At 69.8% G+C, this 14,735-nt stretch carries 14 protein-coding genes; 5 read left to right on the top strand and 9 right to left on the bottom strand.

Annotated elements, in window-relative coordinates; genetic code table 11:
* Positions 1 to 34 precede the first annotated feature (34 nt).
* From T328_RS17265 to T328_RS17235, 7 genes are all read right to left on the bottom strand, one after another.
* Positions 35 to 1,267, bottom strand: coding sequence for an MFS transporter (locus tag T328_RS17265; RefSeq protein WP_496496957.1), 1,233 nt, complete (start codon positions 1,265 to 1,267; stop codon positions 35 to 37).
* The gene (locus tag T328_RS17260) at positions 1,264 to 2,175 is read right to left on the bottom strand and encodes a hypothetical protein (protein WP_496496956.1); all 912 of its coding nucleotides are present in this window, start codon (positions 2,173 to 2,175) and stop codon (positions 1,264 to 1,266) included. The genes T328_RS17265 and T328_RS17260 overlap by 4 nt, the downstream gene beginning before the upstream one ends.
* Positions 2,172 to 3,296, bottom strand: coding sequence for a PLP-dependent aminotransferase family protein (locus T328_RS17255; RefSeq protein ID WP_496496955.1), 1,125 nt, complete (start codon positions 3,294 to 3,296; stop codon positions 2,172 to 2,174). The genes T328_RS17260 and T328_RS17255 overlap by 4 nt, the downstream gene beginning before the upstream one ends.
* Positions 3,297 to 3,360: 64 nt before the next feature.
* Entirely contained in the window at positions 3,361 to 4,245 is an 885-nt protein-coding gene (locus tag T328_RS17250) for an arginase family protein (RefSeq protein WP_496496954.1), read from the bottom strand.
* A gap of 1 nt (position 4,246) precedes the next feature.
* Positions 4,247 to 5,758: a B12-binding domain-containing radical SAM protein gene (locus T328_RS17245; RefSeq protein ID WP_496496953.1), complete on the bottom strand. Its 1,512-nt coding sequence runs from the start codon at positions 5,756 to 5,758 to the stop codon at positions 4,247 to 4,249.
* Between the two features lie 62 nt (positions 5,759 to 5,820).
* On the bottom strand, positions 5,821 to 6,072 hold the full coding sequence (locus T328_RS17240) for a hypothetical protein (protein ID WP_496496952.1): 252 nt from the start codon (positions 6,070 to 6,072) through the stop codon (positions 5,821 to 5,823).
* 14 nt (positions 6,073 to 6,086) lie between these two features.
* Complete coding sequence (locus T328_RS17235) at positions 6,087 to 6,299, bottom strand: hypothetical protein (protein WP_496496951.1); 213 nt, start codon at positions 6,297 to 6,299, stop codon at positions 6,087 to 6,089.
* Positions 6,300 to 7,014: 715 nt separating this feature from the next.
* Here T328_RS17235 and T328_RS17230 point away from each other — a divergent pair.
* Positions 7,015 to 7,434, top strand: coding sequence for a hypothetical protein (locus T328_RS17230; RefSeq protein ID WP_496496950.1), 420 nt, complete (start codon positions 7,015 to 7,017; stop codon positions 7,432 to 7,434).
* Between the two features lie 71 nt (positions 7,435 to 7,505).
* Here the strand turns inward: T328_RS17230 and T328_RS17225 are convergent, their stop codons facing one another.
* Positions 7,506 to 8,123 (bottom strand): biotin transporter BioY, encoded by a 618-nt coding sequence (locus T328_RS17225; RefSeq protein ID WP_496496949.1) that lies wholly within the window; start codon positions 8,121 to 8,123, stop codon positions 7,506 to 7,508.
* Between the two features lie 468 nt (positions 8,124 to 8,591).
* Between T328_RS17225 and pepN the strand changes: the two genes are divergently transcribed.
* On the top strand, positions 8,592 to 11,222 hold the full coding sequence (gene pepN, locus T328_RS17220; RefSeq protein ID WP_496496948.1) for an aminopeptidase N: 2,631 nt from the start codon (positions 8,592 to 8,594) through the stop codon (positions 11,220 to 11,222).
* A gap of 170 nt (positions 11,223 to 11,392) precedes the next feature.
* Complete coding sequence (locus tag T328_RS17215; RefSeq protein WP_496496947.1) at positions 11,393 to 12,583, top strand: hypothetical protein; 1,191 nt, start codon at positions 11,393 to 11,395, stop codon at positions 12,581 to 12,583.
* Positions 12,584 to 12,738: 155 nt separating this feature from the next.
* Here T328_RS17215 and T328_RS17210 read toward each other — a convergent pair whose 3' ends face one another.
* Entirely contained in the window at positions 12,739 to 13,209 is a 471-nt protein-coding gene (locus T328_RS17210) for a MarR family winged helix-turn-helix transcriptional regulator (protein WP_496496946.1), read from the bottom strand.
* A 250-nt stretch (positions 13,210 to 13,459) separates the two neighbouring features.
* Between T328_RS17210 and T328_RS17205 the strand changes: the two genes are divergently transcribed.
* Together T328_RS17205 and T328_RS17200 are read left to right on the top strand one after the other, a co-directional pair.
* On the top strand, positions 13,460 to 13,870 hold the full coding sequence (locus T328_RS17205; protein WP_496496945.1) for a hypothetical protein: 411 nt from the start codon (positions 13,460 to 13,462) through the stop codon (positions 13,868 to 13,870).
* Positions 13,867 to 14,502, top strand: a complete 636-nt coding sequence (locus T328_RS17200) for an NAD(P)H-dependent oxidoreductase (protein WP_496496944.1) — start codon at positions 13,867 to 13,869, stop codon at positions 14,500 to 14,502. Before T328_RS17205 ends, T328_RS17200 begins: the two co-directional genes overlap by 4 nt.
* The last annotated feature ends 233 nt before the right edge of the window (positions 14,503 to 14,735 follow it).

Here is a 14,735-nt window from a genome sequence, read left to right as displayed (position 1 = left end):
AGGCCGCCATGAGTCCCGGCGGCGGAATTCGGTGTCAGGTGACGGGGTCTGCCATGGGCAGATCACGGGGTACGGATTCGCGGACCGTGGGTTCCAGAGCCACGACCCCAAAGCCCAGGACCGCGATCACCATCCCCGAGACCAGGTAGGTTCCCGTGCCGATCCAGTCGGAGAGGAATGGGGCGAGGGCGTATCCGATGGGCAGGAGGGCCACGGACACGAGGTAGTCGTAGCTGAGAATCTGGCCCAGCAGGTCAGAAGGAACCCGCTTCTGCAGGGAAGAGGACCAGAAGACATCCGCGGCACACAGCCCTGCTCCAGAGAGAAAGGCGGCGGCCAGCACGAGGGCGTAGGGCGCGTGCAGACCGATCGCCAGCGCCGCGGCGGCGGCGAGTGTGAGGCCGGTCATGGCGGCCAGCAGAACGCGGCGGGGGCGCAACCGTCCAATGACGAGGCCCGCACACAGGCCGCCCACCCCGAGGGCAGTCTCGACATAGCCCCAGCGTGCTGCCCCGCCGTAGTCCTCACGCATAGATACCGCGCCGAGCACGATGAGCGGCGCCCACACCACCAGGTGCCAGACCGCCGAATAGGCTGTCATGACGGTGAGCCAACGATGCGCACGGAAGTAGCGGTAGCCCGCCCGGATCTGCTGCAGCAGACCGTCGTCGCGTTCCGGAGCACTGCCGTCGGTCGCCACGGCGCGGACGCGGAGACCGCCCAGAGCGAAGAGGGCGGCGGCCGTCAGCCAGGCCGCCCAGAGCGGGGCAAGGGTCGAGCCCGCGGCGGCCAGGGTGGGGCCGGCAATGGAGGACGTCGTGGTGATGACGCTCCGCAGAGCGTTGGCCTCCTGGACGTGTTCGTCGGCCACGGTGGCGGGCAGGAGCGCGCCGTACGCCGGGTAGAGAAGAGCCTGGGTGCCAGCCGACAGGACGGCCGCCGCCACGATGAACCACAGCAGCGAGTGCCCGGTCAGCAGCATGATTCCGACGCCTGCGCACAGCAGTGCGTTGAGCAGATCGCCGGTGAAGACAAGCCCACGGCGCGAGAGTCGGTCGGTGGCGAGTCCGGAGAACAACAGGACGACAAGGGCGGGAAGGGCGCCTACTCCGAGGACCCAGCCGAGTTCCCGGTCGCCCGAAGGGCGATCCAACAGCGTGAAGATCAGCAAGACCGGGGTGGCCGCACCCGCGACAGCCGTCATCAGCCGGGACGAGATGAGGATGCGGAAATCAGCCTCGGGGGGTACGGCAGGAAGGAACTTCATGAGATTCCTCGGTCGGCGGTATGCTGCGCTATGCCTCTGCGCAGTTTCTTGATGTCGCCCTCGGGCACGCCCAGGTGGCGTACGTGCAACTGCCCTCCTAGCGCATCCCAGGTCAGCAGTGCGCCTGGCAGCCTGTCCCGGCGCATGGGACGGCGCGGGGCAAGCTTCAGGTGCATGGGAAACCGGGTAAGCCGGAGCCCGACCGCGTCGCTCCAGCGCAATTTATCGTTGACGATGGGAAGATAACCGAGATCGATCCAGCCGGTGTCCTCGCCCATGGACAGACAACTCCACCCCGCGTATCCGACAGCCTGCCGGAGAATTTCGAGGAAGGCGCGATTGGCGGGGTAGAACTCTGGGGTCAGGCAATAGACCATCCCCACGAGCGATTTATCCAACTCGACTGCTTCACCACCTGGTACGCACAGGCGGCAGAGCGACTCCTCCTGTAGCAGGGCCGCCCCCACGGTCCGCCGCGCCCGGCTCACGACCGCGAGCACACTGCGCCGACCCAACAGCGCCTTGAATTGGGGAAGATTGTGCGTACCGAAAGGGGAGCGCCCGGCAGTGTACAAGTGCCGTACCAGAATAGGGTAATAGACTTCTTCGACGAGCCTCTCGACGCCGTAGTCCTGAGGTGTCGTGAGGGCCAGATGCAGTTCTTCGCGCTGCCAAGCGGCCTGGGAGCGAGCGAGTGTCTGGCGGAGTTTGCGCGGCAGGTGCGATCGGTCGCCCGTCGTACGGTGCAGGCAGTGCAGCCCGTCGACGACGGGGGTGAAGCCGGCGCGGACCAGAACACGGCTGCGTGCCGAGCCGACGGGCACGGAGACTGCCACCTGGCGGCTGGAGGCGAGCAGAAGTGCCGCGGCACAGTCCGCGGCGCCACGGCCCAGGAACAGCGGCCTCACCAGGACACCCCTCGTTCTGCCCGTCCCAGTATCCGGGCGGCGACGTCGGCAGAGACGGCGTACGTCTTCCCGGTCAGCTCGTCTGCCGCCACAAACCGCCGGTCGAGCCGACGGGCCAGAGTGACCGGCCCGCGCAGTTGCTCCGGCGGCGGGGCGTCGGACGGAGAGAGCCCGTAGGGATAGGTGTGCTCGGCAGGGCGCGTGGCGAGAACGTCGAGAAGCGAGGCGATCCCGGACCGTATGAAGTCAGGCAGAGGTTCGGCGGGGACGAACAGCAAGCGCCGGCCGACCGATTCGGCGGTAGGGCAGTCACCGGTGAGGTCGCGGCCGGCCGGCTCCAGATAGGGAGGCGTGACGGGCTGCACCGCGAGCGGCATGCCGTGCGCGACGGCGGCGCGGTGCACATCTCGCGCGCTCAGCGGGTAGTCACGGTCGAGAAGGACCGGGAGCACGGTGCTCACCCCGGTGCCCTCAACGGGCCCTTGCGGGAGTGCCGCCCGCAACATCGGGCAGATGGCGGTCAGTTCGCTGATCGCCCTGGCCTGGGAGTGGCGGCGTTCATTGGCTGAAACGGCCAGGTCGGTGATCGCAACGCCCAGTTGCGTGACGTCTGTCGAACCGGGTACGAGACGAGGGCCGTCAGCGAGCCACATCTGCCCAGACCGGCCGTGGGCGAGATCGAAGCGCAGTGACTCCGCGATCGCAGGGTCGTCGAAGAGGACCAGTCCGCCTCCTCCGGGGCGGTGCAGCGGCTTCCCGGCGCCGAGGCTGATGACGGCGATATCCGGGCCGCGGGTTCCGCCGGGCAGCGGGGCGAATACCCCTACGGACGCGTCCATGATCGTCTGCGGGACCAGTTGTTCGCCCCCGCTCAGCCGGCCGCTCCACGGTGCGACGGTGACGCCGAGCGGGTTCGGCTCACGATCGGGTGGAATGCGTGGACCGAGCGCCGTATCGATGTCGAGGTAGCGGGGCTTGGCCCCAGCCTGGCGTACCGCTGTGGTCAGAGTCCAGCAGGCGAGGGCCGGGACGTCAACGGCACCGGGAGCGCATCCAGCCCTGCGGGCGAGTGCGCGCACTCCCGCCGTCAGCGCTGCGGTGCCCGAGGGGGTGAGGAGCATACGCCCAAAGCCCAGCCACTCATGGAGCGGTTCAGGGGTGGTCTGCAGAGGGCCGGGCGCTGGGTCAGCCACGGTCGTCTCCGCCGTGCCACATGTCGAGAGAGCGGAGTACGAGGTGGATCAGCCGCATGGCATCGGCGCGTCCGCTATCAGGATGGGGAGCGAATTCCATGACGGAGAACTGCCGCACTCTCCTCCCCGAGGTGGCCACCGCCCGCACCGCCTCTAACACCGCTTCGGTGGTCATGCCGTCGGGGACGGGCGCGGTGACGCTCCGCATCAACTCCGGTTCCAGGACATCGACATCGAGACTCACGGCGCAGTCTGTGGTGGGTGCCGCAACAAGCAGCGCATCCAGTTGCCGCAGGTCGACGGCGATGGTGCGACGCTCTCCAGGGAGCTGTGGACGTCCCTGAACCATCCCGCGCATGCCGTACTGGACGATGTAAGGCGCGGAGTGGCGTTCCAGGTGGCTGATGAAGTCGGCGTGATGCGGTCCCGCTCCCTCGCGCACGGGGTGGCCGTCCTCGTGCGCGTCCACGTGGACGAGGACTCCTTCGAAACCCCGGTGGATCCAGTACGACAACGAGTCGTCGCCGCCCAGGACCACGAGCAGCGAGCACGTGGCCCGGAGAGCCGCCAACACATCGGGTAGTCGTTCGAGGTCGGCCGCCGCGTGCAGCGGGTCGACGGTGAGGTCGCCGGCGTCACCGATGCGCAGCCCCTCGCACAGCAGGTGCTGCCCGCGGTAGTCCCACCAGCCCTCTGCCTTCTCTGCAAGAGGGCGCGGGCTGATGATGCGTGAGACCGAGCGGAGCATGCCCGGGCCGAGCGAGGAACGGCTTCCGGACAAGCTCCCCCCGGCGAAGGGCAGACCCACGACAACGACGTCCCAGTGCTCCCCGGCCCTCCACGGGAGCGCATTCAGAAAGCGCTCGGGTACGTTCACCCTACGCATGGGCAACAGGCTCTCCAGCGGTGGTCGAGACGGCTCGACACGCTCGTTTCAAGGCATTCGGCAGCCAGGGGCAGGCGTCGGGAATACTGGCGGAAGGATTGCGCAGCAGTGCCTCCAACACACGGTACGGCGTATGCAGCAGCCAGGTGCCGTGGAGCCGCAGCTTCGTGGCGAGGAGTTGGTCGTCCGTTGCCTCGGCCGATGTTTTGAGCTCGCTGCGCAGCCGCACGACCTCTGGATGCCATCGCCGCCGATATTCACCCAGATACGTCTCACGGATGGTGAGCACATCACGGTCGAGGTAGAGGTCCGTCGTGTCCGGCAGCTCGGCGGGGTCGAACGGCTCACCCCGAAGCTGTTCGTAAAACTCACGCAACGGGGTGCCCTGGTAGAGCACCAACTGGTTGAAGTAGTGATCGTCGACCTCTTCATCCAGGAGCGCTGCGCGTTTGAGGAAAACGAGGTTCTCGGCCAGTGCGGTGAGCGACTGGTGAGGGTAGAACATGATGTAGTCGACACCGATGGCGATGTTGTTGCTTTGCAGCGCACGGGTCGCCTGGACGCTCTGCTGCCATGTGGCAGGCTTGCCGAAGTTCTTCTTGCCCAGGAACTCCAGCTGTTCGTTGGAACCCGCCTCGATGCCCATCTCCACGAGTCTCAGGCCGCATTCGTAAAGACGAGGCAGGTCGTCTTCCAGCCTCAACAGATGCCCTACGGTCGCCGAGGTGCTCCAGGTCAGGTCGGGCAGCGCCGCGTGCATGGCCTCGGCAAAGCCCAGGACGCGCTGCCTGGTCGTGAAGAAGTCCGCGTCCATGAGATACGCATGCTCGAACGGCTCGCAGGCCCACTGCTCCACGAGCCACCCCGTCACCTGCTCGGGAGTCGCGGAGCGGTACTTGTCCGGCATGGCGATGATAGAGCAGAAATAGCAGCGCATGGGACAGCTGCGGCTGGTGGTGCAGGCAACGGCCACGCGGTCCAGGCCGGTCACCGCATCGGTATAGACGAGGGGGGCGGAGCCTTCTGCGGTCACTTTGGCCTTGAACGGATTGGGCCAGGCTTCCGGCTCGATGGTGGGAGCGAGCGGCTCGAGGTAAGGACTGCCATCCACGAGCCGGGCGACGCCGGGGATCTGGGGCTCGTGTAGTGGAAGCTCAGCCAGCCGACGCTGAACGATGCTGGTGAAGGGCCGTTCGCCTTCACCCACTACGACGGCATCGAACAGCTTCGCCTGCGTCTGGGTGAAGTGCTCCCAGACGAGCGTGGCGTGCGGGCCGCCGGCGACGAGCCAGATATCAGGGAAGCGCTCCTTGAGCCAGGCCGCCCAGGACTCCACAGTCTCCAGGTGCGAGGAGTAGACGGAGAATCCGACGACCTCCACGTCGGACCAGTCGATGTGGGCCAGCAGGTTCCGTTCTTCCGGTAAGCGTCCCGAGAAGTCCTGCACTTCGATGTCGATGGCAGGCCCTAGCTGGGACTCGACATAGACGGCGATGTTCATCATGCCCAGTGGCATGATGAGCTGAGGACCTTCGCCGTAGGGCGCGGACAGAAGTACAGCCTTCATCAAGTTCCTGCCTCTCCCGGATGCCACATCGCCGTCCGCACGCTCTCGGTTGCCTCACGCCTGCTCGGGTACCAGGTGAAGAATTGCGAATGCGTTGCTGCAGAGGCCGACAAGCCGCTGTCGGCCTCTGCAGCGAGCAACTCATCGAAAGACTTACCGCTCAGCCGCAGCGTCGAGCCGCCGCTGTCGAGGTAGACGAAACCAAGATCCCGCATGCACAGGACGTCACGCCTGAGTCCGATGAATTGCATCGCTCTTCCTTTACTCAGGTGGCCTGGCTGCGGCCGAGACCCATGGTGAATTCCTGGTTGCCCACGTTGATCTCCTGAATATGGAAGACCTCGTTGTCGGGGTCCTGGAGCTCCAGAATGGCCTCGACGTCGGAGCTGGGGTGTACGGCCACACTGAACTGCATGCCGGTGGTCGGGTCCTTGACCACCTGTGCACCTTCCGCCGCCATCGTTTCCTCGGCTGTCATTCGTGCACCTCCTGTGAAAGCGTGGTGAATTCGGTCACGCCACATTCAAACGTTCTGCGGCGTGAAAGAACGTAACCAAGCCAGCCAACCCAGAGAAAGGGGGCTCAAGCTTCCTACATTTACACTATATATGATGACATACAGAACAGCATGCATCCCTAAAGAGGTGAAATGCGCTGCTACGTCATTACCCTTTGCGGCAATGCCCCCGGCGCTGTGATATAGGACACGTTTGAAGTATTGGCCAGGCACCATAGAACGCGGGTCCTCAGGTAGACACGGCCATGCCCCACGGCGTGGTGTGTGGGACGCGCACCCCGCGGCGTGGCTGTCTCAAGTCCGGGCGCCGATCAGGTGATCGAATTCTCCGGCCTTGACACCGAGCACGAAGGCCCGGAGCTTGTCGCGGCTCGTGGTCACGATGGCTGCGGGGTCGGACACGACGCCCCGTCCCACGGACGCCTCCGCGCCCGTGCCGCCTCTGACATGGGGCCGGAACAACCTACCCGTCCCTAACGCCGCCGCATGGAGCGGCGAGAGTCCCGCTGTCGGCGGTGCGTTGACCGTTCGCGCGGACGGTTCGGGGCTGGCCTAGCGGGATGAGGCGCCCCTCGATCGTGATCGGCACGGTGTGCTGTGGGCGCGGCTCGGCGGGGCGCCCGGGGTGGGGCGGCCCAACTTCCGTTCTTTGCACTCCCATCGGCAGCGGCGCGCCATGCTCGGCATGCTGTGTCAGGTCTGCGGCGCCCCGGCCGGGCGTACGGCACGGGGCTGGCTGTTCCTCCTCCAGCGGCCCGCATCCGGCGAACATGCGGCCAACTGGCCGGAGGGCGCGCTGTCCGCCAAGCCGCCGGTGTGCCCACCGTGCGCTCGCCTGGCCCTCCGGCACTGCCCGCATCTGACCGATCCCCTCGCGGTCCGGGTGCGCAAGCCCCGCGTCTGGGGCGTGTTCGGCGGCCTGATCACCCCGGCCGCCGACGGCACACTTGTCCAGTCACCGACCGACGAATGCCTCCCCTACAGTCACCCGGCCGCTCCCTGGTTCCTCGCGTCCCAGCTCGTCGTCGAACTCCGCCGCTGCCGGGCGGTACAGCATGAAGTCGGCCTCGCGGCGGAGAGGAAGACCGCCCCGTGACCTTGCCTGCCCCAGCGTTGGAGCTGCGCCCTGGCCACGGAAGCCGCCGAGGGGTGGGGGGTGGGCTCGGCTCAGCCGCGGTGCGTGCGGCCGGCGAGGTGCCACGCGGCGGGCAGCGCGCCCATCGCGAGGGCGGCCTTCAGGGCGTCGCCCAGGAGGTACGGCGTGAGGCCGAGCGAGACCGCCTCGGTGAGGGAGAGGTTCAGCGAGAGGGCCAGGTACGGCACGCCCACGGCGTAGATGACGACGCTGCCGAGCACCATCGTGCCCGCCGTGCGCCACACGTCGCGGTCGCCGCCGCGGCGGGCCAGCGCGCCGACCGCCACGGCGGCGAGCAGCATCCCGAGGACGTAGCCGAACGACGGCATGCCCCACCCCGAGGAGCCCTCCGCGAACCACGGCATGCCGGCCACGCCCGCGACCGCGTAGAGCGCGAGCGAGAGGAACGCCCGCCCGGTGCCCAGCGAGGCGCCGACGAGCAGCGCCGCGAACGTCTGCCCGGTGACCGGCACCGGCGAGCCCGGCACGGGTACCGACAGCTGCGCCGCGGCGCCGGTGAGCGCCGCGCCGCCGGCGACGAGGGCGACGTCGCGCAGCCGGGCGCGGGCCGCGGTGGAGGCGGGCAGCACGTCGGCGAGTACGGCGCCGGGGCGGGCCGGGTGCGGGGAGGAGACGGCGGCTGTGCTCATCGGGTTCTCCGGTCTCGGTTCGCGGGTACGTCGTGGGGTCCGTTGTGGGGGTACGTCGTGGGGTCCGTCGTGGGGTACGGGGACGGGGACGCTGCGTACGCTAGCCGACGGCAGGGAACCGATCACCGTGGGAAGGTGCCAATCCGCACCGCACATACCTGTCACTCCCCCACGCTCCCGCCGCCACCGGCCCGGGGGCCGTGATTCCGGCATCCGAGCAGGTCACGTGAGATTCACCACACCGGCTTGAGGTTTCGTCACGGCCCGAACTCCCGGCCGCGCGCCCGAGTCCCGCTGTGGAACCTCTCCAACGCCGCGTCGCGATCGCGGAGCGCCGGAGCGCCGGGCGCGGTGTGCACTCCCCGATGTGGCGCCGTCGCTCGTGGGCCTGGCACGTCAGCACCGCCGCGCGGAACCCGCATGACATGATTTCGCTGTCGGACCTGCGAGAGACGAAGGAGTCCCCCCGTGCCCGGTGAGAACCTGACCCGCGAGGAGGCCCGGGAGCGGGCGGGGCTGCTGGACGTCGAGGCGTACGAGGTCGAGCTGGACCTGCGTGAGGCGGTGGCCCCGGCGCCGGAGTCCTTCCGGTCGGTGACCACGGTGCGGTTCAGCTGCGCGCAGCCGGGCGCGGCGAGCTTCCTCGACCTCATCGCGACGGACGTGACCGCGGTGACCCTCAACGGCCGGGACCTGGACCCCGGGTCGGTCTTCGACGGCTCCCGGATCGAGCTTGCGGATCTGGCGGCGGAGAACGAGGTCGTGGTCGACGCACGCTGCGCGTTCAGCCGTACCGGCGAGGGCATGCACCGCTTCGTCGACCCGGAGGACGGCGAGGTCTACCTCTACACGCAGTACGAGCCGGCCGACGCGCGCCGGGTGTTCGCCACCTTCGAACAGCCCGACCTCAAGGCCCCGTTCACCTTCACCGTGACGGCCCCGGAGCACTGGACCGTGCTCTCCGGCGGCGCGCCGGCCGGCCGGCCGGAGGCGCGCACCGATCCTTCCGGGGCGGCGTCGGCGACCTGGCGGTTCGAGCCGACCAAGCCGATCTCCACGTACATCACGGCCGTCGTGGCCGGCCCGTACGCCCGCGTCGAGGACCGCTACACGCGCACGTTCGACGACGGGCGGGAGCTGGTGGTGCCGCTCGGCGCGCTGTGCCGCAGGTCGCTCGCCCGGCACTTCGATGCCGACGACGTCTTCACCGTCACCAAGCAGGGCCTGGACTTCTTCCACGACCACTTCGACTACCCCTACCCGTGGGGCAAGTACGACCAGGCGTTCGTCCCGGAGTACAACATCGGCGCGATGGAGAACCCCGGTCTCGTCACTTTCCGCGAGGAGTTCGTCTTCCGCGGCAAGGTCACCGACGCCGCGTACGAACGCCGGGCGAACGTCGTGCTGCACGAGATGGCGCACATGTGGTTCGGCGACCTGGTGACCATGGAGTGGTGGGACGACCTGTGGCTCAAGGAGTCGTTCGCCGACTACATGGGCGCGCTGGCGCTGGCCGAGGCCACCCGGTTCACGGGGAGCTGGATCACCTTCGCCAACCGCCGCAAGGCGTGGGCGTACCGGGCCGACCAGCTGCCGACGACGCACCCGATCACGGCCGACATCCAGGACCTGGAGGCGGCCAAGCTCAACTTCGACGGCATCACGTACGCCAAGGGCGCCGCGGTGCTCAAGCAACTCGTGGCGTACGTCGGCCGGGACGCCTTCATGGAGGGCGCCCGGCGCTACTTCAAGCGGCACGCCTTCCGCAACACCCGGCTCGCCGACCTGCTGGCGGCGCTGGCGGAGACCAGCGGGCGGGACATGTCGGCGTGGTCCCGGTCGTGGCTGCAGACCGCCGGCGTCGACACCCTCACGCCGCGGGCGACGTACGACGCGGGCGACCGGATCACCGAGCTGGCGATCCTGCGGGAGGGCCCGGAGACCGGCCCGGGCGCCGCGGCGGGGGCTACGGGCGGGGCGCCGCCGCGACCGCACCGGGTGGCCGTCGGGCTGTACGCGCAGCCGGGCGCGACCGGCGAGCTGGTGCGCTACGCGCGCGCCGAGGTCGACGTCGTCGACGGGCACGCGGTCGTCGCGGAACTGGCCGGGCAGCCGCGGCCGGAGCTGATCCTCGTCAACGACGACGACCTGACCTTCTGCAAGGCCCGCTTCGACGAGGACTCGCTCGACACCGTGCGCGAACGCCTCGGCGACCTCACCGACCCCCTCTCCCGCGCCATCGCCTGGGCCGCCGCCTGGGACCTCACCCGCGACGGCCTCATGCCCGCCCGCGACTACCTCGACCTCGTGCAGCGCTTCGCCGGCCGGGAGACCGACATCGGCGTGCTGCAGGGACTCCACCAGCAGGCCCACTACACCGTCGACCACTACACCGCCCCCGGCCACCGCGACGGGGCCGAACAGCGCCTCGCCGAGGGCGCGCTGCGCGAGCTGCGGCTCGCCCCGCCCGGCAGCGACCACCAGCTGGCCTGGGCCCGCTTCTTCGCCTCCGTCGCCGGTACGGAACAGGACCTGCAGCTGCTCCGCGGCCTCCTCGACGGGCAGGCGAAGATCGACGGGCTGGACGTCGACCAGGAGCTGCGCTGGGACCTGCTGCTCCCGCTCGCCGCCCACGGCGTCGCCGACCAGGCCGCCGTCGACGCCGAACTGGCCCGCGACGACACCGCGTCCGGCAAGCGGCACCAGGTGCGCTGCCTGGCCGCCCGGCCGGACGCGCGGGTCAAGGAGCAGGCGTGGTCGGCGGTCGTCGACACCGACGAGCTGTCCAACGCGATCGTCGAGGCGACCATCTCCGGCTTCACCCGGCCCGGTCAGCGGGAGCTGCTCGCGCCGTACGCGCCGCGGTACTTCGCGTCGATCGAGCGGATCTGGCGGGAGCGGACGATCGAGAGCGCGATGGCGGTCGTACGCGGCCTCTACCCGGCGCTGCAGGCGCACCGGGGCACGCTGGACGCGACGGACGCGTGGCTGCGCGACACCGAGGGCGCGGCGCCGCCGGCGCTGCGGCGGCTGGTGTGGGAGGCGCGCGACGACCTGGCGCGGGCGCTGCGCGCGCAGGCGCGGGACGGTCAGGGCTGATCGTCGGCCGAGCCGTGCCGGCCGGAGCGTGCCTGGACGTGCCCCGAACGGAGCAGTGACCCCCCTGATCGACAGTCGAACGTGTGCACTTTAGCCCTGGCTTGTCCGTATTCTTCGACGGGCATGTAACAGCGGTTAGGCGAGGGCCGGCGGCCGGGAATCCAGCGGCCATGAACACGAACTCGCCCTCCCCCGCACCGCTCAGCCCGCGTCCGCTCAGCCACGCCGCCGGCGCCCGCCGCCAGGTGATGACCGTCCGGCAGCTGCGCGAGCACGGCGTCGCGGCCACCGACGCGGCGCGGCGCTGCCGCCCCGGCGGCCCGTGGCAGCAGCTCCTCCCCGGCGTCTACCTGCTGCACGCGGGGCCACCGACGCCGGACGAGCGGCTGCACGCGGCGCTGCTCTACGCGGGCCGGGCGCCGGCCGGCCGGGCCACGGTGCCGGGCCAGTCCCGGGGCACGCCGCCCACGCCCATCTCGCCCGCGCCCACCTCGCCCACGCCCGCGTCACCCGCGCCCACCTCGCCCGCGCCCACCTCCACGCCAACCGCCGCCACCTCAGCCACCTCCGCGTCCGCCCCGGCGCAGGACGCCGCCCCGGCCCCGTACGGCGACGCGATGATCACCGGGCTGGCGGCGCTCGCGCTGCACGGATTCGCGGCGGCCCCGCCGCTGCTCGCGCTCGACCGGATCGACGTCCTGCTCCCGCGCACCCGCCGGCTGCGCTCCACCGGCCTCGCCCGCCTGATCCGCGCCCACACGCTCCCCCGCCCCGACCGCATCACGGGCCTGCCCGTCGCCCCGGTCCCCCGCGCCCTCGCCGACACCGTCGCGGTGCTCGCCGACGCGGCCGGCGTCCACCGGCTGCTGACGGAGGCGGTCCGCGGCGGCCACTGCGAGGCGGCGGCGGTGGTACGCGAGCTGAGCCAGGCCCGGCTGCTGGGCCGCCCGCACGTGATCGACGCGGTCGACACCCTGATCGCCGAGGGCCGCGCCATGGCCGAGGGCCGCCTCTACGAGATGGTTCACACCCACGCCCTGCCCGACCCCCTCTGGAACGTCGACCTCCGCCTCCCCGGCGGTCCCCACCTCGGCGGCGTCGACGCCTACTGGCCGGACCACGCGGTCGCCCTGGAGATCGACGCCCGCGCCCCCCGCCGTGCCTCCTCCGACGAAGCGGCCCAGTGGTCCGAGTACGCGAAGAAGCGGGAGATCCTGGAGCGCCTGGGCATCACGGTCGTCCACGTCACCCCGCGCAAGCTGCGCGAGTCCCTGGAGCAGCAGGCGGAGGTGGTACGCGCCGCAATGCTGGCGGCGGCGGCCCGTACCCAGCCCGTCCACGTGGTGTGCCTGCCCAGGTGACCGCCCCGCCCCTCCGCCGACTGCCCCACCGCCCCCGACCGGCCGCCAGGCGACGCAACCGCGCCCGGCGACCGGGGCGGAGCGCCACCGGGAGGCGGCCGAAAGCCCGCGCCAGCGGGATCGCGGGCCGGCCCGCCCGAGTTGGACTGACGCGACTACGAGGAGTTCTCACCCTGCTCGGCGCCCTCGTCCGGGTCGAGCCTCGTCCAGATCTCGGCGAGGCTGCGCAGGTGCTCGTCGTCGAGCCGGTCGAAGAAGAGGGTCCGCAGATCACCGTGCTGCTGGCGCCACGCCTTGCGCATGAGCGCCCTCCCCTCGCGGGTGAGGACGGCCTCGAAGCCGCGGCCGTCGCTGGCCGACCGCCGCCTCTCGATCAGCCCCCGGCTCTCGAGCCGATCGGCGAGCCGGGTGAACCCGCCGCTGGTCATCAGGCTTCGCTGGGCGAGGTCTGACATCCGCATCCCGTGCCGGCCGGCCTCGGCGAGCACGGCGAGCACGCCGTACTCGGCCATGCTCACGTTGAGCGGAGCGAGCCCGGCCTCGATCGCACGCCAGATCCGATGATGGGTGAGCAGGAATCCCTGCCACGCCGCGTACTCGAGTTCTCCCAGCTTGTCGGTCGCCATGAGCAGCACGGTAACGGCGGGAGGGCTCCGGAACCAGTCAAAGTATCTGCCTGTGCACGCACTGACCTCGTTGCGTGACCGGCGCGGACCAGGAGCACATCGGACGTCCGCGAGCCCGCCCCGGGCCGCCGTCGGCCCGACCGGACGGAGGGCCTGCCGACGGTGGGAATACTTGCTTGCGCAGACAGGTTAGAGATGGGGAGCAGCCGGACCGGGCGCGCGACGTAGCCGACCGGAGAGAGGAAACCTCATGTCATTCGAGATTGGTGTCATGACCTTTGCCGAGATCACGAAGGACCCGGCCACCGGCGCCCTCCCGTCCCCGCGGCAGCGTGTCCGCGAGACGATCGAGCAGGCGCAGGTCGCCGACCAGGTCGGCCTCGACGTGTTCGGCGTCGGCGGCGTGGGCTTCCCCCTCTCCCGGGCCGCGTTCCTGCCACAGACGTCGCCGTCGGCCGGACTTCTGGTCGGCAGCCCGCAAGAGGTGATCGACAAGCTCCTCGCCTACCACGAGGTGTACGGCCTGAACCGCGTCATCATCCAGATGGGCTTCGGCGGGATGCCGCAGAAGGAACACCTGGCGGCAATCGAGCTGCTCGGCACCGAGGTCGCACCGATCGTGCGCCGCGAGACGGCGATCCGGGAGGGGAAGGCGTCATGACGACACTGCCCGGTATCGGCGCACCCGCTGCCGTCCGCACCACCGGCCCGACGCTCCGGGTCGTGGTCGTCAACGGCAGCCCCAGCCGGCCGTCCAAGACCATGGGGCTCGTCCGCGTGATCCTCGACACGCTCGGAGGCCTGCTTCCGGTCGAGACGTCGCAGATCGACGTCCACCTTCTGGGCCCGGCATTCACCGGCACCGCCGAGCGCGACGAGGCCCCGGAGGAGGTGCAGGCGAAGCTCCGTCTTGCCGAGGAAGCCGATCTGCTCATCGCAGCCGTTCCGGTGTACCGCGGCTCGTACCCCGGTCTGTTCAAGCACTTCTTCGACTTGATCGACCAGTACGCGCTCGCGAACAAGCTCGTCCTCCTCGCCGCGACAGGCGGGGGCGACCATCACGCGCTTGTCCTGGAACATGCCCTGCGGCCACTGTTCGGCATTCTCCAAGCCCTGACGGTCCCGGTGGCGTTCTTCGCGTCCGCGGGGGACTTCGACGGTACGACACTGCTCAATCCCCGCGTCTACGCACGCATCGAGATCGGCCTGACCGACGTGGTGGATCTTCTCCACGCGCGGGCCACGGCCCCGGCGGCAGCCCAGGACGGCGGCCCGGTGCAGGGCAGCCCCTGACACACACCTGCGGGCGGCCTCGATGGCCCGGACCCGTATACCTGTCTGTGCAGCAAGTCCATTCCGGTCTGACGGGTCGACACGCATCACCCATCACGCGATCCGCCCGCCGGTCGGCATGGACATTAATTCCCTGGTGAAAGCCGTGATCAGAGAGGAATCCACGTGCATATAGTTGCTTGCACAGACAGGTTATAAGATCTGGCTCACGGGCGTACGTTGGCAAAAAGTCC

The sequence above is a fragment of the Streptomyces sp. CNX435 genome (assembly GCF_059570575.1).
The sequence above is the reverse complement of the archived record's forward strand: the minus strand, read 5'-3'. Positions and strand labels throughout refer to the sequence as shown.

Excerpts from the sequence above, each read along its gene's own strand:
- T328_RS17230 (WP_496496950.1), top strand. The coding sequence starts at position 7,015 with ATGCTCGGCATGCTGTGTCAGGTCTGCGGCGCCCCGGCCGGGCGTACG.
- T328_RS17215 (WP_496496947.1), top strand. The coding sequence starts at position 11,393 with ATGAACACGAACTCGCCCTCCCCCGCACCGCTCAGCCCGCGTCCGCTC.
- T328_RS17255 (WP_496496955.1), bottom strand. The coding sequence starts at position 3,296 with ATGCTCCTCACCCCCTCGGGCACCGCAGCGCTGACGGCGGGAGTGCGC.
- T328_RS17240 (WP_496496952.1), bottom strand. The coding sequence starts at position 6,072 with ATGCAATTCATCGGACTCAGGCGTGACGTCCTGTGCATGCGGGATCTT.
- T328_RS17235 (WP_496496951.1), bottom strand. The coding sequence starts at position 6,299 with ATGACAGCCGAGGAAACGATGGCGGCGGAAGGTGCACAGGTGGTCAAG.
- T328_RS17265 (WP_496496957.1), bottom strand. The coding sequence starts at position 1,267 with ATGAAGTTCCTTCCTGCCGTACCCCCCGAGGCTGATTTCCGCATCCTC.
- T328_RS17205 (WP_496496945.1), top strand. The coding sequence starts at position 13,460 with ATGTCATTCGAGATTGGTGTCATGACCTTTGCCGAGATCACGAAGGAC.
- T328_RS17200 (WP_496496944.1), top strand. The coding sequence starts at position 13,867 with ATGACGACACTGCCCGGTATCGGCGCACCCGCTGCCGTCCGCACCACC.
- T328_RS17210 (WP_496496946.1), bottom strand. The coding sequence starts at position 13,209 with ATGGCGACCGACAAGCTGGGAGAACTCGAGTACGCGGCGTGGCAGGGA.
- T328_RS17245 (WP_496496953.1), bottom strand. The coding sequence starts at position 5,758 with ATGATGAACATCGCCGTCTATGTCGAGTCCCAGCTAGGGCCTGCCATC.
- T328_RS17225 (WP_496496949.1), bottom strand. The coding sequence starts at position 8,123 with ATGAGCACAGCCGCCGTCTCCTCCCCGCACCCGGCCCGCCCCGGCGCC.